Raw genomic sequence first — 18,181 nt, forward strand, 5'->3', positions numbered from 1 at the left:
TCAACGGGCGCCCTCGGTCGCGGCTTGGGCGACCGGGGGGTGGCGAGCGGTGATGTCGAACAGGGTGTAGGCCAGGGTCAGGTGTTTCACCGATTCCGGCAGGTCGCGGTCGACGATGAAGCGCACCGGCATCTCGATGCGCTCGCCCGGCTGCAGAACCTGCTGGGTGAAACAGAAGCACTCGGTCTTGTGGAAGTACGCCGCAGCCTCGGCGGGGGTGATGCTGGGGATGGCCTGGGCGCTCATGGGCTGGTTGGTCGGGTTGCGGGCCACGAAGATCATCTGGTTCACCGCCCCCGGGTTGACCTCGATCTGGTCGGCGGTGGAGTGGAACTCCCAGCTCATGTCACCGGCATTGGTCGACATGAACTGCACCCGCACCGAACGGGTCGGGTCGCTCACCTGGGTGCCCGCGTACTGCCCGCCGGTCTTGCCGTTGATGCCGAAGGCCTTGCACATCACGTCGTAGATCGGCACCAGGGCAAAGCCGAAGGCGAACATCACCACGGTCAGCATCAGCAGGCGGCTGACCAGGCGTTTGAGCGACAAGCCGTCCATGGGCAAGCTCCTACTTCACTTCCGGCGGCGTCTGGAAGGTGTGGTAAGGCGCAGGTGAAGGGATCGACCACTCCAGCCCCTCGGCGCCGTCCCAGGGTTTGGCCGGTGCCGGCGCGCCACCGCGAATGCACTTGATGACGATGAACAGGAAGAAGATCTGCGTGGCACCGAACATGAAGGCGCCGATCGACGAGACCATGTTGAAGTCGGCGAACTGCAGGTTGTAGTCGGGGATGCGCCGGGGCATGCCGGCCAGGCCGACGAAGTGCATGGGGAAGAAGGCCAGGTTCATGCCGACGAACGACAGCCAGAAGTGCAGCTTGCCCAAGGTTTCGTCATACATGTGCCCGGTCCATTTCGGCAGCCAGTAATAGGCCGAGGCAAAGATGCCGAAGATCGCCCCGGGCACCAGCACGTAGTGGAAGTGGGCAACCACGAAGTAGGTGTCGTGGTACTGGAAGTCCGCAGGCGCGATGGCCAGCATCAGCCCGGAGAAGCCGCCGATGGTGAACAGGATGACGAAGGCGATGGCGAACAGCATCGGCGTCTCGAAGGTCAGCGAACCTTCCCACATGGTGCTGACCCAGTTGAACACCTTCACCCCGGTGGGCACGGCGATCAGCATGGTGGCGTACATGAAGAACAGTTCGCCCACCACCGGGATGCCGACCACGAACATGTGGTGGGCCCAGACGATGAACGACAGGAAGGCGATCGCCCCGGTGGCGTAGACCATCGAGGTATAGCCGAACAGCGGCTTGCGCGAGAACGCCGGGATGATCGAGCTGACCGCGCCGAAGGCCGGCAGGATCATGATGTACACCTCGGGGTGCCCGAAGAACCAGAACACATGCTGGAACAACACCGGGTCACCGCCGCCGGCCGCGCTGAAGAAGCTGGTGCCGAAATGGATATCCATCAGCATCATGGTCACCACGCCGGCCAGCACCGGCATCACCGCGATCAGCAGGAACGCGGTGATCAGCCAGGTCCAGACGAACAGCGGCATTTTCATCAGGGTCATGCCGGGGGCGCGCAGGTTGAGGATGGTGGCGATCACGTTGATCGCGCCCATGATCGAGCTGATGCCCATCAGGTGGATGGCGAAGATGAAGAAGGTCACGCTGGCCGGGGCGTAGGTGGTCGACAGCGGGGCATAGAAGGTCCAGCCGAAGTTCGGCCCGCCACCGGGGCTGAACAGGGTCGAGACCAGCAGCAGGAACGCCGCCGGCAGCAGCCAGAAGCTGAAGTTGTTCATCCGCGGCAGGGCCATGTCTGGCGCGCCGATCATCAGCGGGATCATCCAGTTGGCCAGGCCGACGAAGGCCGGCATCACCGCGCCGAACACCATGATCAGCCCGTGCATGGTGGTCATCTGGTTGAAGAACGCCGGCTCCACGATCTGCAAGCCGGGCTGGAAAAGCTCGGCGCGGATCACCATGGCGAACGAGCCGCCGAGCAGGAACATGGTGAAGGCGAACCACAGGTACATCGTGCCGATGTCCTTGTGGTTGGTGGTCAGCACCCAGCGCATCAGGCCCTTGGCCGGGCCGTGGGCGTGTTCATGACCGTGGGCGTGGTCGTCGATCACTGCACTCATGTCCTGTCTCCTGCAATCCACTGACTGCCGCGGGTAGCCCGGCTCATTGCGCTTCGGCCTGCTTGAGCGCCAGCACGTCCTTCGGCGTGACCATGTCGCCCTTGTTGTTGCCCCAGGCGTTGCGCTCGTAGGTGACCACCGCGGCGATATCGACTTCCGAAAGCTGCTTGCCGAATGCCGCCATGGCGGTGCCCGGCTTGCCGTGGAAGACGATGCCCAGGTGCGCTTCCTTGGGCCCGGTGGCAATCTTCGAGCCCTTGAGGGCCGGGAACATCGGCGGCAGGCCCTGGCCCTCGGCCTGGTGACAGGCCACGCAGGTGGTGTGGTAGACCTTGTCGCCACGTGCCACCAGCTCTTCGAGGGTCCATTCCTTGCTGGTCAGTTCCTTGAGCTTGGCCGCCTCGGCCTTGCGCTCGCCGAGCCAGGTGTCGTAGTCGGCCTTGGATTTCACCTCGACCACCACCGGCATGAAGCCGTGGTCCTTGCCGCACAGTTCGGTGCACTGGCCACGGTAGATCCCGGGCTTCTCGACCCGGGTCCAGGCCTCGTTGACGAAACCGGGGATGGCATCACGCTTGACCGCGAAGGCCGGCACCCACCAGGAATGGATGACGTCGGCGGCGGTCACCAGGAAGCGCACCTTGGCGCCCACCGGCAGCACCAGCGGCTGGTCGACTTCGAGCAGGTAGTGCTCGTCCTTCGGTGAATTGTTGTGGATCTGCTCGGCGGGGGTAGCCAGGTTGCTGAAGAACTCGACGTCCTGACCCAGGTACTTGTAGTGCCACTTCCACTGGTAACCGGTGACCTGGATGTCGATGTCCGAGTCGCTGGCGTCGTAGATGTCGATCAGGGTCTTGGTGGCCGGGATGGCCATGACCACGAGGATCAGGAAGGGCACGACGGTCCAGAGGATCTCGACCCAGGTGTGCTCGTGGAAGTGCGCGGCCTTCTGCCCGGTTGAGCGGCGGTGAATGACCATCGACCAGAACATCGCGCCGAACACCACGATGCCGATGATCACGCAGATCCAGAAGATGGTCATGTGCAGGTCAAACACCGCGTGGGAGACCTCCGTCGCCCCGGGCGCCATGTTCACCGTCCATGCTGCCTGTGCCTGACCAAACAATGACCACAGCAACAGGCCCATCCAGACATGTGGATGTCGCATCATTGCGGGTTCCCCTTATCGTTCTTGTAGTCCCGGAGGCGTGGACGACCTGCTACGACAAAGGGGGGAACGGTGGCCAAGACTGCCTGGCTTCGACGACCGAGCCCCCTGCTTAAGGCAGTCGGGCCTCATCAACGAATCACGTTTCAAGCGGAGTATAGACACCGACCAATGGGGCGCAACGCAGGGACTGAAATGATCTTCACGCAACCAAACGTTTGCGCTGGAAGGCGCATGAATACTGGGCTGGAGCACAATAATGGCACATTGATATAGCCAATTTCCTACACGCGCCTAAGCGATATAACAAATGCGTCTTAGCGATTCTCGTAAGCAAGCTAACTTAGTGTCTTCCGTTTGTAACGCCTTGTCCCTGGAGTTGTCATGAACATCGCTGCTGTACGCGAGCAGATCGAAAACGCCCATCAACACGAGAGCCGCACAGGCCAACTGAAAAACCGTCTCGAGAAGCAACTGCCACACCTGCACCCTTCGATCCACCTACCCCAGCAGGACGCCCAGGGTACTTTGGCCCGCTTTGTCGGCGCCTATATCAACGAGGTTCCAGAACTGCTCGAAGCCGCGCACACCGTGGCCCTCGAGGCTGGCATCGAATCGCAGATCAAGCCGGTGCTGAAGATTGCCGAGGCCTATTTCCTGCAGCCGCCGAGTGTGATGGACGGGCAGGTCGGGCTGGATTGCCTGTTGGACGAGGCCTACCTGGCGCATCGCCTGGTCGAGGAGGTCAACGACCTGTATATCCGCCATTTCCAGCAACCGCTGATTCCGGTGGATACCACGGTCGCCAACCTGATCGCCCACCAGCTGATCGGCGAGACCTTCGCCAACCAGCTCGATGAGGTGGTACATCACTCGGTGGACGAGATGCTCAATGACGAGAGCTTTGCCGTGGAGTCAGTGGAGCGCTATCGCGACAAGCTGTCGAACCCGGAAACCGGAGAGGCCTGGAAACGCTGGCCGTGCCTGTCGCGCCAGCTGGGCGTGGAGTTGAGCCAGTCGGCCTGAGCTTGAATCTAGAGTGTTTCGACTGGCCTCATCGCCGGCAAGCCGGCTCCCACAAGTACAACGCAGGGTTTGATACCGGCGCCGTCATTGTGGGAGCCGGCTTGCCGGCGATGGGCCGCTAGGCGGCCCTCTTAGACGCCAACCCCCGCCGTGGTCCGCAACCGCCCCTCGACCCGCCGCTTCAGACGCCGCTGCTCCAGTACCAGCCGCGAGCCCTTGGCCGCGCCACTGCGCCCCCAATCCTCCAGCAGTTCCAGGCAGGAATGGTCGATATAGCTCAGGTTGCCCAGCGGCACATGCAACGTGGTCCCTTCCGGCACGGTATCCAGTACCTGGGTCAGCGCCGGCACCTTGAGGAAGGTGGCCGCGCCGCTCAGGCGCAGTTCCATGTGCCCCGGCGTACCCAATGCCACCAGATTGATCTTCAACCGCGCCGCCTTCAGCGCCAGCTTCAGCAGGGTCAGGGCAAAGCCCAGCAATACGCCGGTCAACAGGTCGGTGAAGATGATCGCCAGTGCAGTCGCCGCATAGGTGAACATCGGCATCCGCCCATAGCGGCCCAGGTTTCGAAACGCCTTGAAATCCACCAGTTTCACCCCGGTATAGACCAGCACGCCGGCCAGGCTGGCCACCGGAATCTGTTGCAGCACACTGCTCAGTACCACGACGAACGCGAGCAGCCAAAGACCATGCAGGATCGCCGAGGCGCGGGTCTGCGCACCAGCCTGGACGTTGGCCGAGCTGCGCACGATCACCCCGGTCATCGGCAACGCGCCAAGCACGCCGCAGAGCATGTTGCCGATACCCTGCGCCGACAGCTCACGGTCGAAATCCGAGCGCTGGCCACTGTGCATGCGATCGACTGCCGCCGCGGACAACAAGGTCTCGGCGCTGGCGATGAAGGCCAGGGCAAAGGCCGCCACCAGCAGCGTCGGGTCGGCCAGTTTGAGCAGATCGTCCGGACGCAGCCAGTCAATGGCCTCGGACAGGTCCGCAGGTACCTGCACGCGGTTGACCGGCAGTGCCAGCCACAAGCTGACAGCGGTCATTGCCGCCACACCGAGCAAGGCACCGGGAATGAAGCGCAGGCGTTGCGGGCGCCAGCGCTCCCAACCCCACATGATGGCGATGGTGCCCAAGCCCAGCGCACCAGCCTGCCAACCGGCGCCTGCACTTTCCAGCGGCAAGGCCGAGGCCAGCGTCGCCGGGAAACCCAGCAGGTTGTCCACACCTGATGGCTGGGGCGCGGTGTCGAACATCACGTGCACCTGGGACAGCACGATCAGCACGCCGATCCCGGCAAGCATGCCGTATACCACTGCTGGCGCGGTGACCCGGAACCAGCAACCCAGGCGCAAGCGCCCAGCCAGCAGTTGCAGCAGGCCGGCCAGCAACAAGATCGGCCCGAGCATGGCCACGCCATGCTGGCGCACCAGTTCGAACACCAGCACCGCCAGGCCCGCCGCCGGGCCGCTGACCTGCAACGGCGAGCCGGCGAGGAAACCCACGACGATGCCGCCGATGATCCCGGTGATCAGCCCCTTCGCCGGAGGCATGCCCGAGGCGATGGCAATACCCATGCACAAGGGCAGGGCCACCAGGAAGACCACCACCGAGGCCAGCAACTCACGCGGCAGGGCCGCCTTTATCTGTGTCATGTTCACCATGTAGCTCCTTTCTAGATTCACGGCCATTCCGCTGGCCGCTAGCACGGGGAAGCCTGAACGACGCGCAGGCGTGGGCCGCCAGCGGGTCTGCCGGCACGGCATTCAGGAAGATTCAAGGCAGGCGAAGGCCGCGCCGCACCCATCGGGTGCAGCCGGCAATCAAGGCTTGTTCAGCGTGTTGGGGTCGCTTAGTAGCGGCCTCTCGGTGTGGCAGAAGGGATCGACTCGCCTGCGGTCAGCGGCAGGAAGCGGTCGCTGGCGGCATCGTAAGCTTCGATCTGGCTGGTTTCGATGTCGTAGATCCAGCCATGGATATGCAGCTGCCCGGCGGCCAGGCGCGAAGCGACCGAGGGGTGGGTACGCAGGTGATGCAGCTGGGCGATGACGTTTTCCTTGGTCAGCAGCTGCATGCTTTCGTGCTCGCTGCCGCAGGAGCAGTTGTCCTCGATCACGGTCCGCGCTACCTCGGCATGGCGCAGCCAGGCGGAAACGGTCGGCATCTTCGCCAGCGACTGCGGGTTGAGTACCGCTCGCATCGCGCCGCAGTCGGAGTGACCGCAGATGATGATGTGGTGCACGCCCAGCGCCAGCACGGCGTACTCGATAGCACTCGATACACCGCCGTTCATCTGGCCGTAGGGCGGCACCACGTTGCCGACGTTACGGGTCACGAACAGGTCGCCGGGCGAGCTCTGGGTGATCAGTTCGGGGACGATGCGCGAGTCTGCGCAGGTGATGAACATGGCCCGCGGCTTTTGCGCGGTAGCCAGTTTCTTGAACAGCTCTTGCTGCTCGGGAAAGACTTCGGTGTGAAACCGCAGGAAGCCGTCGACGATATGCTTCATGGCGGCATCAGCGCTTTCGGCGGGTGCAGCCGGGACGGCCTTGGAGGGGTCCTTGACGGGCATGATTCATCCTCTTGACGGTTTGAAAGTGAATTCCATGTTACCGGGGAAAGATTGGGGTGACGCGGGGATTTAGATGACGCGCACGGGTAAATAATCACAGTCATTGCTGACTCATGACTCACGCTAGCGTAGGAAACTTAACTGAAACTTAATTGCGCAGGCTCTAGAACGGGCGTTCTGGATAGGCGAGGGGAGCACTGGATAATAGCAAAAAAGCATCAGTTGCCAACCTTCATGAGTGAAATTGTTGGGTTGCTTTAGTTGTACTTATAGGGCTCGCCTTCCCGATTGAACGAGCCGCTGGCTAGAACAGTGCCATCTGTGCACCGGGAGGGCAGAAGGCACTGCAATCAAGCGCCAGGTCCTCCCGCCCTTCGAACCCCAGCCGCCTGGCCGCCTTGCGAAAGCGCTGCGCCAGCAAGTCAGCGAACACCCCTTCACCGCGCATCCGCGCACCGAATCGGCTGTCGTAGAGTTCACCACCCCGGCTCTGACGAATCAGGCTCAGCACATGCGTGGCCCGCTGCGGGTAGTGATCGTGCAGCCACTGCTCGAACAACGGTGCCACCTCCAGCGGCAAGCGCAGCATCATGTACGCCGCGCTCTGCGCGCCGGCCTCCTTCGCCGCCTCCAGCAGGTGCTCCAGTTCGCTGTCATTGATCATCGGGATCATCGGTGAACACAGCACGCCCACCGGCACACCGGCCTCACGCAGCACGCGAATAGCGCGCAGGCGCGCCTTTGGAGCGGCCGCACGTGGTTCGAGGGTGCGCTTGAGCTCATCGTCCAGGGTGGTGAGGCTGATCATCACCCGTGCCAGGCGCTGGCTGGCCAGCTCGCTCAGCAGGTCAAGGTCGCGCAGCACCAGCGAGCCCTTGGTGACGATGGTCACTGGGTGGCGGTAACGCAGCAGAACTTCGAGCAGGCGCCGGGTCAGTTGTTGTTCGCGCTCGATGGGCTGATAAGGGTCGGTGTTGGACCCCAGGTTGATCGGCGCGCAAACGTAGCCGGGCTTGCTCAGTTGCTGCTCGAGCACCTCGGCGGCGTTGGTCTTGGCGATCAGCTTGGTCTCGAAATCCAGGCCGGGAGAGAGATCCCAGTAGGCGTGGCTGGGGCGCGCATAGCAGTAGATGCAACCGTGCTCGCAGCCGCGATACGGATTTATGGAGCGGTCGAAGGGCAGGTCAGGGGAGGTATTGCGGGCGATGATGGTCTTGGCCGTCTCGATCCGTAACTCGGTGCCTTGGGTAAGTGGGACTTCCTGGTACCAGCCATCGTCCTCGGCCACTGAAACACTTGGAGCGAAGCGGTTGTGCGGGTTGCCGGCAGTGCCGCGGCCGCGAATGGGGGCTGGTTTCATGATGACAACTCGGATTACTGTTCATTCATACAGTAATCCGAGACCAACGGGATGGCTACAGCCGATTATCGCGGAGCAAGCCCGCTCCCACGCTGTGCGTGCGTGGAAGCGCGCTTGCCCAGCGCTTTACCTTCAATCCTGCGGCTTCTTCAGCTTCGGATTGGGGAAGAACTGCACGGTCTGCACCTTGGCCGGCGGCGCTTTCGGCGCCAGGTGATTGACCCGGGTGCCGAGCTCGCTGGGTACCGACAGGCCTTGTTCGTTCAGGGTGTCAGTGAACCCACAGGCCACGCACTCACGGTGCGGCACACCGTCCTCGTTCCACATCATCAGCTTGTCCATCTCGCTGCACGCCGGGCAAACCGCCCCGGCGATGAAGCGTCGCTTGCTCTTGCTCACGGCTACCTCACTCATGCCGCCGCGTCCTCGGTGAGGCCGCTGTGGCGCAACAATGCATCGATGGAAGGCTCGCGGCCACGGAAGTCGACGAACAGCACCATCGGCTCGCGGGAACCGCCACGGGCCAGGATGGCTTCGCGGAAGGCGCGGCCGGTCTCGGCGTTGAGCACACCTTCTTCCTCAAAGCGCGAGAAGGCGTCGGCCGACAGCACTTCAGCCCACTTGTAGCTGTAGTAACCCGCCGCATAACCGCCGGCGAAGATGTGCGCGAAGCTGTTGGGGAAGCGGTTGTAGGCCGGCGGACGCATCACCGAGACCTCGTCACGCACGCCCTCGAGCACCTGCAGCACGCTGCGGCCGTCGCCATGGGTGGCGTGCAGCTCGAAGTCGAACAGCGAGAACTCCAGCTGGCGCACCATCATCATGCCGGACTGGAAGTTCTTCGCCGCGAGCATCTTGTCCAGCAGGTCCTGGGGCAATGCCTCACCGGTCTCGTAGTGGCCGGAGATCAGCGCCAGGCCCTCGGGCTCCCAGCACCAGTTCTCCATGAACTGGCTCGGCAGCTCCACCGCGTCCCAGGCCACGCCGTTGATGCCGGACACACCGGCATGCTCGATGCGGGTCAGCAGGTGGTGCAGGCCGTGCCCGAACTCGTGGAACAGGGTGGTGACTTCGTCGTGGGTAAGCAGCGCGGGCTTGCCGGGCGTGGCGGGGGTGAAGTTGCACACCAGGTTGGCCACCGGGCTCTGCAGGCTGCCATTGGCGGTGCGGCGATGGTCGCGGGCGCCATCCATCCAGGCACCGCCACGCTTGTTGGCGCGGGCATAGAGGTCGAAGAAGAAGCGGCCGACGTGCTGGCCGTTTTCCTTGATCTCGAACAGGCGCACGTCCGGGTGCCAGCTATCGAAGCCCTTGAGCTCATTGATCTCGATACCGTACAGGCGCTGCACGATGACGAACAGGCCGGACAGCACCTTGTCGATCGGGAAGTAGGCGCGCAGCGCTTCCTGGGACACGCTGTAGCGCTGCTCGCGTAGCTTCTCGCCGAAGTACCCGGCGTCCCAGCTGGCCAGCTCGGGGGTGCCTTGCTCGGCGGCATAGGCCTTGAGCTGCTCCAGGTCCTGGGCGGCGAATGGCTTGGAACGCTTGGCCAGGTCGCGCAGGAAACTCAGCACCTGGTCGCTGGACTCAGCCATCTTGGTGGCCAGGCTCAGCTCGGCGAAATTCTTGTAACCCAGCAGCCCAGCCAGCTCCTGGCGCAGGTCGAGGATCTCTTCCATCACCGGGCCGTTGTCGAACTGGCCAGCGTTCGGGCCCTGGTCGGAAGCACGGGTGCAGTAAGCGGCATACAGCTCTTCGCGCAGGGCGCGGTCGCTGGCGTAGGTCATCACTGCGTAGTAGCTGGGGAACTCCAGGGTGATCAGCCAGCCGTCCAGGCCCTTGGCCTGCGCTGCGGCGGCCATCTGCGCCTTGGCCGAGTCTGTCAGGCCGGCCAGCGCGGCTTCGTCGGTGACGTGCTTGGTCCAGGCCTGGGTGGCGTCGAGCAGCTGGTTGGAGAAGCGGCTGCCCAGTTCGCTGAGCTTGCTCTGCACCTCGGCATAGCGCTGCTGCTTGTCGGCCGGCAAGTCGATGCCCGACAGGCGGAAATCGCGCAGAGCGTGGTCGATGATGGTCTTCTGCGCCACGTCGAAGCTGGCGGCTTCAGGGCTGGCGGCCAGGGCTTCATACGCTTCGAACAGGGCACGGTTCTGGCCCAGTTCGGTGGAATAGGCGCTCAGGGTAGGCAGGCACGACTCGTAGGCCTCGCGCAGTTCCTGGCTGTTGCACACCGCGTTGAGGTGGCTGACCGGGCTCCAGGCGGCGCCCAGGCGGTCGTTGAGTTCGTCCATCGCCAGCACCAGGCCGGCCCAGGTCGGGTTCTTGCCCTGCTTTTCGAGGATCTCGGCGATGGCCTTGCGGTTGTCGGCGAGGATCTGCTCGATCGCCGGCAGCACATGCTCGGCGCGAATCGCCGAGAAGGGCGGCAGATCATGGGACTGCAGCAGCGGGTTGTTCGCACTCACGGTTCGGGTACCTTGGCAGGAGAAACACGGGACCATCTTAATTACAATCGACGCCGACCGCAGCAGGCAGCCTGCCTATCGGCATTGCAGAGGAACACTATCATGGCCATCCGCACGTTTCGGGAACACACGCCGAAAGTGGGACCACGGGCTTTCGTCGACCGTTCGGCGGTGGTCATCGGCGACGTCGAGATCGGCGAGGACAGCTCGATCTGGCCGTTGACCGTGGTGCGCGGCGACATGCACCGCATCCGTATCGGCGCGCGCACCAGCGTGCAGGACGGCAGCGTGCTGCACATCACCCACGCCGGGCCCTTCAACCCCGATGGCTACCCACTGATCATAGGCGACGAGGTGACCATCGGTCACAAAGTCATGCTGCATGGCTGTACCCTGGGCAATCGCATCCTGGTCGGCATGGGCAGCACCATCATGGACGGCGCCATCGTCGAGGACGAAGTGATCATCGGCGCCGGCAGCCTGGTGCCACCCGGCAAACGCCTGGTCAGCGGCTACCTGTACATGGGCAGCCCGGTGAAGCAGGTGCGCCTGCTGAGCGAGCAGGAACACGCGTTCTTCCCCTACAGCGCCGGCAACTACGTCAAGCTCAAGGACCAGCACCTGGCCGAAGGCTACGACCGCCCGGAATGAATTCGACTGCAGAGAACACCATGCACCAGCAAAACATCCTCTTCGACCTCGACGGCACCCTGACCGACCCGCGCCTGGGCATCACCCGCTCGATCCAGTACGCCCTGGCCAAGCTGGGCATCGACGAGCCGGACCTTACCCGCCTCGAACACTTCATCGGCCCACCCTTGCTGCAGGCGTTCATGCAGTTCTATGCCTTCGACGAGGCCAAGGCCTGGGACGCGGTGAACTACTACCGGGAGCGCTTCAAGGTAACCGGGCTTTACGAGAATCTAGTGTTCGACGGCGTGCCCGAGTTGCTGCAAGCGCTCAATGGCCAGGGCCGCACCCTGTACATCGCCACCTCCAAACCCTGGGAGTTCGCCCGCGAAATCGCCCGGCATTTCGCCTTCGACCATCACTTCAAGGTGATCTACGGCAGCGAGCTCGATGGCACGCGGACCAACAAGGTGGAGCTGATTCGCCACCTGCTGGACGAGGAGGGGCTGGATCCGACGCAGACCTTGATGATCGGGGATCGCAAGCATGACCTGATCGGTGCGCGCAGCAACGGTTTGCAGGCGGTGGCGGTGGGATACGGGTTCGGCAGCCGTGAGGAACTGGAGGCCGAGGCGCCGTCGTTCCACTTCGAGACGCTGGCCGAGCTGCACCAGGCATTCGTGCGCTAATCAAGCTTTATCGCAGATCAGGCCCGCCCCCACGAGCTGTCGTGGGAGCGGGCTTGCCCCGCGATGAGGCCAGCGCTGCCAACGCCAATTTGCGCTGTTCGATCGGCAACCGCCCAAGCGCCTCCACCCGCTCATAAAACCGCTGCCAATCCCCACCAACCTCTTTGAACAACTGCGAAAAAGCCGGCACCCACTGGTCATACAGGCCAAACGGCAACAACTTCGCATTGTTCATCGGCCTGTACATCCAGGCATCGAAACGCCGATCCCCCGCCCAATCCCGATCCCGCACCTCTCGGTATTCGCGTCGCAAGCGTTCGAACTCCGCCTGCTTGGCCGTCCGCTTGCCCGCCGCATCCAGCGGCCCGGCATAGATCGCCTGCAGGCGCTCGCGGCTGGCCAGCACCAGGCGTATGAAGGCGTCGCGTTGCCCGGCGCCATGCTCCTCGACCGCCGCCAACCCGCGCGCCGCGCGCCATTGCCGGGTGCCTTCCTGCTCGACGAACGACGCGAACGATTCGTTGAACTCGGTATCGTCCGGAACGTAGAAGCGCTGATGCGCCAGCTCATGGAAAATCACCGTGGCCAGGCGCTCCTCGCCCCAGCCGGTCATGGTCGAAAGAATCGGGTCGTCGAACCAGCCCAGGGTGGAGTAGGCCTCCACGCCCCCGACATAGACATCCAGCCCCTCCTGGCGCATCAGCGCCGCCGCTCCGCGGGCGGCACCCTGGCGGTAGTAGCCACGATAGGCCACGCAACCGGCGATGGGGAAACAATGGGTCACCGGTTGCAATGACAGCTCCGGGGTGGCGAACACGTTCCACACCACGTATGGCCGGTCGAGATCGGCATACACCCGATAGCTGCCGTTGTCCGGCAACTTCAGTTGCGCGCTGGCGAACGCCCGGGCTTTTTCGGCGAACAGCAGGCGCTGACGCAAGGCCGGGCTGGTGGCCGGGTCTGCAATCACCCGATCCAGCGGCTGGCGTGCCCGCAACAGCTGCCATTGCCCTTCGGCCAGCTGACCGTAATAGCCCACGCTGGAGCAACCGCTCAGCAGGACAGCCAACGTCACGGGAACAAACCGGGTGAAAACGCGGTCGAGAGCCCGACGGCTGCAGCGCATGAAAAGAAAAAGTCCAAACATCGAGGCTGTCTATCTCGCTCGTCGGCCGAATGCGACCAAGACTATCTCGCCAAGGGGAAGCTTTGCCATGCGTACACTGTTTGCCGTCGGCACGCTCGTGCTGTTGTCCGGGTGTTCCACCTTGCCCGACCCGGACCCGAATCAGGCCTGGGTAGACCTGGCACCGGGTGACAACGATTCGCTGCACGCCCTGCAAGTGGATGAGCGCGACTGGGCCGACAGCCGCTATTTCGAGGTACAACCCGGCACCCACGAACTGACCGTGCGCTACCAGTTCGCCGTGACGCCCAGCAACATCGGCCCGGTGGAGGAACCGCTGTGGCGCGACTGCCAGCTCAATCTCACCTTCAAGGACTTCACTGCCGGCCAGCGCTACCAGATGCAAGCCGGCAGCATCGGCTTCCGGCCGTGGATCAAACTCTACGACCAGCGCCAGAAGCTGATCGGCCAGGGCGAACCGGCAGGCTGCCAGCGCACCTGAACACCGCGAACGGCGCTATGCTTGTAGCCTGTGAACCGCGAGCGGGAGTTTCACCATGCGCCAGCCCATGATGCTGATGGCCCTCAGTGCTTTGGGGGCTTGCGCCAGCCCCTTGCCCCCCGCCGACCCCGGCAAGGCCTGGATCGACATGTACACCATCACCCCCGGCCGCACCCTCATGGCCGACCGCCTGGACGGCAAGCGCTTGGACGATGGCCGCTATTTTCAGGTGACGCCGGGCCGGCACGAACTGGTGGTGCGTTTCGACTACGAGATCTACGCCGGTGGCTTCAGTACCGACCCGACCGAGCGGACCTGCTACCTGACCGTGCGCTACAACGATTTCAAGGCGGGCGAGCGTTACCGCCTGGAGGCCCGGGCTCCGGCGATGCAGCCGCAGGTGCTGTTGTACGACGCCAGCCGCAAGGTGGTGGTGAACGAACCGAGCAACGTCACATGCATTCCTTGATCAATGGCGGGGCTGCTGTGCAGCCCCGACTGTCGAGCCTTACCGATCATTCTTCTGGTAGATGATCTTCTTCGTGCCGCCATCGCAGCTGCCAACGATCATGTTGGGGTCACTGACCTCGGCGTTGGGCACGATCTCCAGCGTGTAGGAGGAAACCTTGTTCGCCTGGATCTTTGCTTCGATCTCGGCCTTCAGTTCCTCGCACGGCTTGGGCGCGGCCAGTACGGCGGTGGCCAGCAGGGAAGCCAGTACACCAAATGCTACGCGGATCATGGAACGGCTCCTGAGGCAGGGCAGACGAGCTGCCAACGCTGATTAGACTACAGGAAACCGCCGCCGTTGCGCCTCCTAGGAAAGCAGGGTGGCATCCAGGCTGATAGTTGCGTTCAGCACCTTGGACACCGGACAGCCAGCCTTGGCCTTGTTGGCGATCTCCTGGAACTGCGCCTCGCTGGCCCCAGGCACGGTGGCCTTGAGGGTCAGGTGAACGGCGGTGATGGCAAAGCCATCGGCCTGTTTGTCCAGGCTCACCTCGGCGTGAGTGTCGATCCGTTCAGGCGTGAATCCCGCCTCGCCCAACATCATCGACAACGCCATGGAGAAGCAGCCGGCATGGGCAGCGCCGATCAGCTCTTCCGGGTTGGTCCCGGGCGTGCCTTCGAAACGGGTGTTGAAGCCGTAGGGCGCTTGCTTGAGCGCGCCGCTTTCAGTGGAGATCTGGCCCTTGCCATCCTTCAGGCCACCTTGCCAGACCGCCGATGCTGTCTTCTTCATGCTGCCTCCTCTCACAGGGTTGGGGTGTCTAAGGTTCTGAGGACCAGGCCCACGCCAAGTTCAGATCAATCTGTAAGAAGGCATTGAATCCAGCGAATATGCCCATACAGAGTCCAGAAGGCCCATGGCCAACCACCTGTAGCGGAGGCTCCAATGACGCACCTGCGAGACCTGAAGATTTCCACCCTCGACCTGGTGCCCGTGCGCGCCGACGGCAGTCCGGCGCAATCGCTGCGCAATTCGCTCGACCTGGCGCAACACGTCGAGCGTTTCGGCTACAACCGCTTCTGGGTCGCCGAGCATCACAACATGGACGGTATCGCCAGCTCGGCCACCGCCGTACTGATCGGTTACCTCGCCGGTGGTACCTCGACCATCCGCATCGGCTCTGGTGGGGTGATGCTGCCTAACCACGCACCGCTGGTGATCGCCGAACAGTTCGGCACCCTCGCCAGCCTGTACCCAGGCCGCATCGATCTGGGCCTGGGCCGCGCCCCAGGTTCCGACCAGATGACCGCCCGCGCCTTGCGCCGCGAGCGCTCCGGCAGCGCCGACGACTTTCCGGACGATGTCGAGGAACTGTCGCGCTACCTGGGCCCGCGCACCGACGACCAGAAAGTCATCGCCGTGCCCGGCCACGACACCGAGGTACCCATGTGGCTGCTCGGCTCCAGCCTGTTCAGTGCCCAGCTCGCCGGCATGCGCGGCATGCCCTACGCCTTTGCTTCGCATTTCGCGCCGCGCTACATGCACGAGGCGATCCGCATCTATCGCGACCATTTCAAACCGTCGACGACGCTGGACAAGCCTTACGTGATGCTGGGCATTCCGATGGTGGTGGCTGAAACCGACGAAAAGGCCGAATACCTGGCCACCTCGGTGTACCAGCGCATCCTCGCGCTGATCCGTGGCCAGAGCCTGATGCAGCGCCCGCCCGTCGAGAGCATGAATGGTCTTTGGCTGCCCCATGAACGTGATGCGGTGAGCAGCTTCCTGGGCCTGGCGATGATCGGCAGCCCGCAGAAGGTGCGGGCGAAGGTCGAGGTATTGCTGGAGCAGACAGGGGCGGACGAGCTGATCTTTACCAGTGACCTGTATGAGCACACCGACCGTATCAAGTCCTATGAGCTGATGGCGCAGGCGCTCAAGGACGAGTGAAATCAATCGCGGGGCAAGCCCACTCCCACAGGACTAGCAGAGCCTTTGTGGGTAGCGGCCTTGTCCCGCGGTACAGCTACTAATCACGGCTGTAGGCGATGACCTTGGTACCGCCCTCGCAGGTACCCACCACCTTGTCGGCAGGATCACCTTTGGGTGCGATCGTAAGCTTGTAGCCCTTCACACCCTTGGCATCCAGCTTCGCCGCAATCTCAGCCTTGAGTTCCTCGCACGGCTTGCCCGCCGCCATCGCGCCGCCAGCCAACACCATCAGCCCCACGGCCAGAATCAATTTCTTCATCGATCGCTTTCCTTGTACAGATCAAAGACAAAAAGGGCGCGAAGCACGCGCCCTGCAACCTTAACCGTGATACCCCAACACGCCGGGCAAGCCTAGCCCAGCTTGGTTTCAGCTGTTGGCGATGCGGAACCCAACCTTCAGCGTCACCTGGAAATGCGCGGCCTGGTTGTCACGGATATGCCCGCGGGTATCGATCACTTCGAACCATTCCAGGTGCTTGATGCTCTTGCCGGCCTCGGCCAGGGCATTGTTGATCGCTTCTTCGATGCTGGTGGGCGAGGACCCGACCAGCTCGATCTTCTTGTAGGTGTGATGATCCGACATGAGCGCTCTCCTTGAGTGGGTAGTGGCTTGAGCCTAGCAGCACAGGCCCGGTTTACCTGCGAGCGATCGCCGCAGGGGAAAGTTCGATCGCACTTTCACCCAGCTGCGCAGTCGCAACCTGTACATCCCCACTCAGCAAGGAGAGTCGACATGGCACGCAATGCGTTGCGCAAAACCTCACTGGAAAGCATGGAAGCCGAGATCGAAAGCCTCCTCAAGACTCTGGAAGGCCTCAAGCACGATGCGTCGGAAGAAACGCAGAAGACCATGAAGACGCTGCGCGGCAACGCCGAAAGCGCCCTCAAGCACTCACGCAGCCTACTCAGCGATGCCTATGAGGAAGTAAAGACCCGCACCCGCGAAACCGGTGTAGCCACCCGTGACTACGCCCAGGAACACCCCTGGACCACCGCAGGTGTCGCGGTGGGCGCCCTGGGCCTGCTGGCCGCCTACCTGATGTGCCGCCGCAACTAACCCGTCTGTCGCTGCAGCTCCTGGCGCAGCCATTGCGCCAGTTGCTCGGCGCGCCCGTCCGCAGCGCGCCGGGGTACCCACAAGGCCAGTGCCGCATTGGTGGGGGAAAAGCCCCATGGCGCGGCCAACCGCCCAGCCTTCAAGTCGTCGGCCACCAGCGGTTGCGGGGCGATGGCCACACCCAGCCCGGCTACCGCTGCTTCCAGCAAGTAGTAGAGATGCTCGAAGGCTTGCCCGTAACTCAGCGCCTCGGGCGCCAGCCCATGCTGTCGCGCCCAGGTAGGCCAAGCCTGCGGCCGCGAGGTCGTATGGAGTACGGCAACATGCTGCAAAGCCACGGCTGGCAAGGCTTTCAAACGATCGAAAGCGTCAAAGCGCGGGCTCATCACCGGGCCGATGCGCTCTTCGGCGAGCACATGCACCTGCATGTCCGCCGGCCACGGTGGCTCTGCGTAAACCAGCAGTGCGTCCAACCCCGGGCGTCGCGGATCAAGGTCACCTTCGCCCGCTGACAGGTGCAGGCGCAGCTCCGGCAGGTCGGCTTTCAGGCGCCCCAGGCGCGGGATGAACCAACGCGCCAGCAAGCTGCCGGAGCAACCGAGCACGAACGGCGCTTCGTCGGCAGCGCGGGAAAGCTCGGCGCAGACACCGCGCAGCCGGTCGAAGGCCTCGAAGCTGGCATCGCGCAGACGCACACCGGCATCTGTGAGTTTGACGCCACGCCCGTCCTTGACGAACAAGGCTACCCCCAGATGCTCCTCAAGCACCTTGATCTGCCGGCTGACCGCGCCATGGGTTACATGAAGCGCTTCTGCTGCCTGGCTGACACTGTTCAGCCGGGCTGTCGCCTCGAAGGCCCGCAACGCATTGAGGGGAGGAAGGTCCTGAGCCATCTTACTTGTGAGTTTTCCTGACAGGTTTGCGCAATCTTATCGGTTTTCAGCCGGCCACGTCGTGGTTAGAGTAAAGCCCATCGAATCTCTAC

Annotated in this window: 21 protein-coding genes; 7 read left to right on the plus strand and 14 right to left on the minus strand. The window is 63.3% G+C overall.

Annotation, left to right across the window (positions count from 1 at the left end):
* From ACZ9C1_RS18425 to coxB, 3 genes are read right to left on the minus strand one after another with little or no spacing between them, the layout of a single operon-like run.
* Positions 1-558: a cytochrome c oxidase assembly protein gene (locus ACZ9C1_RS18425; RefSeq protein WP_102683000.1), complete on the minus strand. Its 558-nt coding sequence runs from the start codon at positions 556-558 to the stop codon at positions 1-3.
* Between the two features lie 10 nt (positions 559-568).
* Positions 569-2,158, minus strand: a complete 1,590-nt coding sequence (gene ctaD / locus ACZ9C1_RS18430; protein ID WP_023628965.1) for a cytochrome c oxidase subunit I — start codon at positions 2,156-2,158, stop codon at positions 569-571.
* 43 nt (positions 2,159-2,201) lie between these two features.
* Complete coding sequence (coxB, locus tag ACZ9C1_RS18435; protein WP_476254251.1) at positions 2,202-3,329, minus strand: cytochrome c oxidase subunit II; 1,128 nt, start codon at positions 3,327-3,329, stop codon at positions 2,202-2,204.
* A 381-nt stretch (positions 3,330-3,710) separates the two neighbouring features.
* Here coxB and ACZ9C1_RS18440 point away from each other — a divergent pair, with 381 nt between their 5' ends.
* Positions 3,711-4,352 carry a hypothetical protein gene (locus ACZ9C1_RS18440; protein WP_214500770.1) on the plus strand — a complete coding sequence of 214 codons (642 nt, stop codon included), beginning with the start codon at positions 3,711-3,713 and terminating at the stop codon, positions 4,350-4,352.
* A gap of 131 nt (positions 4,353-4,483) precedes the next feature.
* Here ACZ9C1_RS18440 and ACZ9C1_RS18445 read toward each other — a convergent pair whose 3' ends face one another.
* The 5 genes from ACZ9C1_RS18445 to prlC all read right to left on the minus strand — a co-directional run bounded on the left by ACZ9C1_RS18445 (position 4,484) and on the right by prlC (position 10,749).
* Positions 4,484-6,019, minus strand: coding sequence for a SulP family inorganic anion transporter (locus ACZ9C1_RS18445; protein WP_431196987.1), 1,536 nt, complete (start codon positions 6,017-6,019; stop codon positions 4,484-4,486).
* A gap of 188 nt (positions 6,020-6,207) precedes the next feature.
* Positions 6,208-6,927, minus strand: a complete 720-nt coding sequence (locus ACZ9C1_RS18450) for a carbonic anhydrase (RefSeq protein ID WP_102682997.1) — start codon at positions 6,925-6,927, stop codon at positions 6,208-6,210.
* A 304-nt stretch (positions 6,928-7,231) separates the two neighbouring features.
* Positions 7,232-8,287 carry a PA0069 family radical SAM protein gene (locus tag ACZ9C1_RS18455; protein ID WP_457377752.1) on the minus strand — a complete coding sequence of 352 codons (1,056 nt, stop codon included), beginning with the start codon at positions 8,285-8,287 and terminating at the stop codon, positions 7,232-7,234.
* 132 nt (positions 8,288-8,419) lie between these two features.
* On the minus strand, positions 8,420-8,701 hold the full coding sequence (locus tag ACZ9C1_RS18460) for a YheV family putative zinc ribbon protein (RefSeq protein WP_102682995.1): 282 nt from the start codon (positions 8,699-8,701) through the stop codon (positions 8,420-8,422).
* A complete protein-coding gene (gene prlC, locus ACZ9C1_RS18465; protein ID WP_476254252.1) occupies positions 8,698-10,749 on the minus strand; it encodes an oligopeptidase A in 2,052 nt (683 codons plus the stop codon). Before prlC ends, ACZ9C1_RS18460 begins: the two co-directional genes overlap by 4 nt.
* A gap of 102 nt (positions 10,750-10,851) precedes the next feature.
* On the opposite strand from prlC, the gene ACZ9C1_RS18470 reads away from it, so the two are divergent.
* Both ACZ9C1_RS18470 and ACZ9C1_RS18475 read left to right on the plus strand, forming a co-directional pair.
* A complete protein-coding gene (locus ACZ9C1_RS18470) occupies positions 10,852-11,400 on the plus strand; it encodes a gamma carbonic anhydrase family protein (RefSeq protein ID WP_102682994.1) in 549 nt (182 codons plus the stop codon).
* 20 nt (positions 11,401-11,420) lie between these two features.
* Positions 11,421-12,068 (plus strand): HAD family hydrolase, encoded by a 648-nt coding sequence (locus ACZ9C1_RS18475; RefSeq protein WP_476254253.1) that lies wholly within the window; start codon positions 11,421-11,423, stop codon positions 12,066-12,068.
* A 7-nt stretch (positions 12,069-12,075) separates the two neighbouring features.
* On the opposite strand, the gene ACZ9C1_RS18480 is transcribed toward ACZ9C1_RS18475, so the two are convergent.
* A complete protein-coding gene (locus tag ACZ9C1_RS18480; RefSeq protein WP_476254254.1) occupies positions 12,076-13,194 on the minus strand; it encodes an aminopeptidase in 1,119 nt (372 codons plus the stop codon).
* An 88-nt stretch (positions 13,195-13,282) separates the two neighbouring features.
* Here ACZ9C1_RS18480 and ACZ9C1_RS18485 point away from each other — a divergent pair, with 88 nt between their 5' ends.
* Both ACZ9C1_RS18485 and ACZ9C1_RS18490 read left to right on the plus strand, forming a co-directional pair.
* Complete coding sequence (locus ACZ9C1_RS18485) at positions 13,283-13,696, plus strand: PA0061/PA0062 family lipoprotein (RefSeq protein WP_476254255.1); 414 nt, start codon at positions 13,283-13,285, stop codon at positions 13,694-13,696.
* A gap of 55 nt (positions 13,697-13,751) precedes the next feature.
* Positions 13,752-14,165, plus strand: coding sequence for a PA0061/PA0062 family lipoprotein (locus ACZ9C1_RS18490; protein WP_023628733.1), 414 nt, complete (start codon positions 13,752-13,754; stop codon positions 14,163-14,165).
* A gap of 39 nt (positions 14,166-14,204) precedes the next feature.
* Here ACZ9C1_RS18490 and ACZ9C1_RS18495 read toward each other — a convergent pair whose 3' ends face one another.
* Positions 14,205-14,438, minus strand: a complete 234-nt coding sequence (locus tag ACZ9C1_RS18495; RefSeq protein WP_277502382.1) for a DUF1161 domain-containing protein — start codon at positions 14,436-14,438, stop codon at positions 14,205-14,207.
* A gap of 75 nt (positions 14,439-14,513) precedes the next feature.
* Positions 14,514-14,939 (minus strand): OsmC family protein, encoded by a 426-nt coding sequence (locus ACZ9C1_RS18500; RefSeq protein WP_028688713.1) that lies wholly within the window; start codon positions 14,937-14,939, stop codon positions 14,514-14,516.
* A 153-nt stretch (positions 14,940-15,092) separates the two neighbouring features.
* Here ACZ9C1_RS18500 and ACZ9C1_RS18505 point away from each other — a divergent pair, with 153 nt between their 5' ends.
* Positions 15,093-16,097, plus strand: a complete 1,005-nt coding sequence (locus ACZ9C1_RS18505; RefSeq protein ID WP_102682989.1) for an LLM class flavin-dependent oxidoreductase — start codon at positions 15,093-15,095, stop codon at positions 16,095-16,097.
* A gap of 79 nt (positions 16,098-16,176) precedes the next feature.
* Here the strand turns inward: ACZ9C1_RS18505 and ACZ9C1_RS18510 are convergent, their stop codons facing one another.
* On the minus strand, positions 16,177-16,398 hold the full coding sequence (locus ACZ9C1_RS18510) for a DUF1161 domain-containing protein (RefSeq protein ID WP_102682988.1): 222 nt from the start codon (positions 16,396-16,398) through the stop codon (positions 16,177-16,179).
* Between the two features lie 108 nt (positions 16,399-16,506).
* Positions 16,507-16,722, minus strand: coding sequence for a dodecin (locus ACZ9C1_RS18515; protein ID WP_102682987.1), 216 nt, complete (start codon positions 16,720-16,722; stop codon positions 16,507-16,509).
* Positions 16,723-16,872: 150 nt separating this feature from the next.
* On the opposite strand from ACZ9C1_RS18515, the gene ACZ9C1_RS18520 reads away from it, so the two are divergent.
* Positions 16,873-17,196, plus strand: a complete 324-nt coding sequence (locus ACZ9C1_RS18520) for an ElaB/YgaM/YqjD family protein (RefSeq protein ID WP_023632598.1) — start codon at positions 16,873-16,875, stop codon at positions 17,194-17,196.
* On the opposite strand, the gene ACZ9C1_RS18525 is transcribed toward ACZ9C1_RS18520, so the two are convergent.
* Entirely contained in the window at positions 17,193-18,089 is an 897-nt protein-coding gene (locus tag ACZ9C1_RS18525; RefSeq protein ID WP_102682986.1) for a LysR family transcriptional regulator, read from the minus strand. The two genes, ACZ9C1_RS18520 and ACZ9C1_RS18525, sit on opposite strands and share 4 nt — an antisense overlap.
* Between the last annotated feature and the right edge of the window lie 92 nt (positions 18,090-18,181).

This window comes from Pseudomonas sp. TE21435, from assembly GCF_056279265.1.

Coding starts and splice junctions, on each gene's coding strand:
- ACZ9C1_RS18510 (WP_102682988.1), bottom strand. CDS start 16,398: ATGAAGAAATTGATTCTGGCCGTGGGGCTGATGGTGTTGGCTGGCGGC.
- ACZ9C1_RS18460 (WP_102682995.1), bottom strand. CDS start 8,701: ATGAGTGAGGTAGCCGTGAGCAAGAGCAAGCGACGCTTCATCGCCGGG.
- ACZ9C1_RS18425 (WP_102683000.1), bottom strand. CDS start 558: ATGGACGGCTTGTCGCTCAAACGCCTGGTCAGCCGCCTGCTGATGCTG.
- ctaD (WP_023628965.1), bottom strand. CDS start 2,158: ATGAGTGCAGTGATCGACGACCACGCCCACGGTCATGAACACGCCCAC.
- coxB (WP_476254251.1), bottom strand. CDS start 3,329: ATGATGCGACATCCACATGTCTGGATGGGCCTGTTGCTGTGGTCATTG.
- ACZ9C1_RS18445 (WP_431196987.1), bottom strand. CDS start 6,019: ATGGTGAACATGACACAGATAAAGGCGGCCCTGCCGCGTGAGTTGCTG.
- ACZ9C1_RS18470 (WP_102682994.1), top strand. CDS start 10,852: ATGGCCATCCGCACGTTTCGGGAACACACGCCGAAAGTGGGACCACGG.
- ACZ9C1_RS18440 (WP_214500770.1), top strand. CDS start 3,711: ATGAACATCGCTGCTGTACGCGAGCAGATCGAAAACGCCCATCAACAC.
- ACZ9C1_RS18475 (WP_476254253.1), top strand. CDS start 11,421: ATGCACCAGCAAAACATCCTCTTCGACCTCGACGGCACCCTGACCGAC.
- ACZ9C1_RS18485 (WP_476254255.1), top strand. CDS start 13,283: ATGCGTACACTGTTTGCCGTCGGCACGCTCGTGCTGTTGTCCGGGTGT.
- ACZ9C1_RS18515 (WP_102682987.1), bottom strand. CDS start 16,722: ATGTCGGATCATCACACCTACAAGAAGATCGAGCTGGTCGGGTCCTCG.
- ACZ9C1_RS18505 (WP_102682989.1), top strand. CDS start 15,093: ATGACGCACCTGCGAGACCTGAAGATTTCCACCCTCGACCTGGTGCCC.
- ACZ9C1_RS18450 (WP_102682997.1), bottom strand. CDS start 6,927: ATGCCCGTCAAGGACCCCTCCAAGGCCGTCCCGGCTGCACCCGCCGAA.
- ACZ9C1_RS18455 (WP_457377752.1), bottom strand. CDS start 8,287: ATGAAACCAGCCCCCATTCGCGGCCGCGGCACTGCCGGCAACCCGCAC.
- ACZ9C1_RS18480 (WP_476254254.1), bottom strand. CDS start 13,194: ATGCGCTGCAGCCGTCGGGCTCTCGACCGCGTTTTCACCCGGTTTGTT.
- ACZ9C1_RS18520 (WP_023632598.1), top strand. CDS start 16,873: ATGGCACGCAATGCGTTGCGCAAAACCTCACTGGAAAGCATGGAAGCC.
- ACZ9C1_RS18525 (WP_102682986.1), bottom strand. CDS start 18,089: ATGGCTCAGGACCTTCCTCCCCTCAATGCGTTGCGGGCCTTCGAGGCG.
- ACZ9C1_RS18495 (WP_277502382.1), bottom strand. CDS start 14,438: ATGATCCGCGTAGCATTTGGTGTACTGGCTTCCCTGCTGGCCACCGCC.
- ACZ9C1_RS18500 (WP_028688713.1), bottom strand. CDS start 14,939: ATGAAGAAGACAGCATCGGCGGTCTGGCAAGGTGGCCTGAAGGATGGC.
- ACZ9C1_RS18490 (WP_023628733.1), top strand. CDS start 13,752: ATGCGCCAGCCCATGATGCTGATGGCCCTCAGTGCTTTGGGGGCTTGC.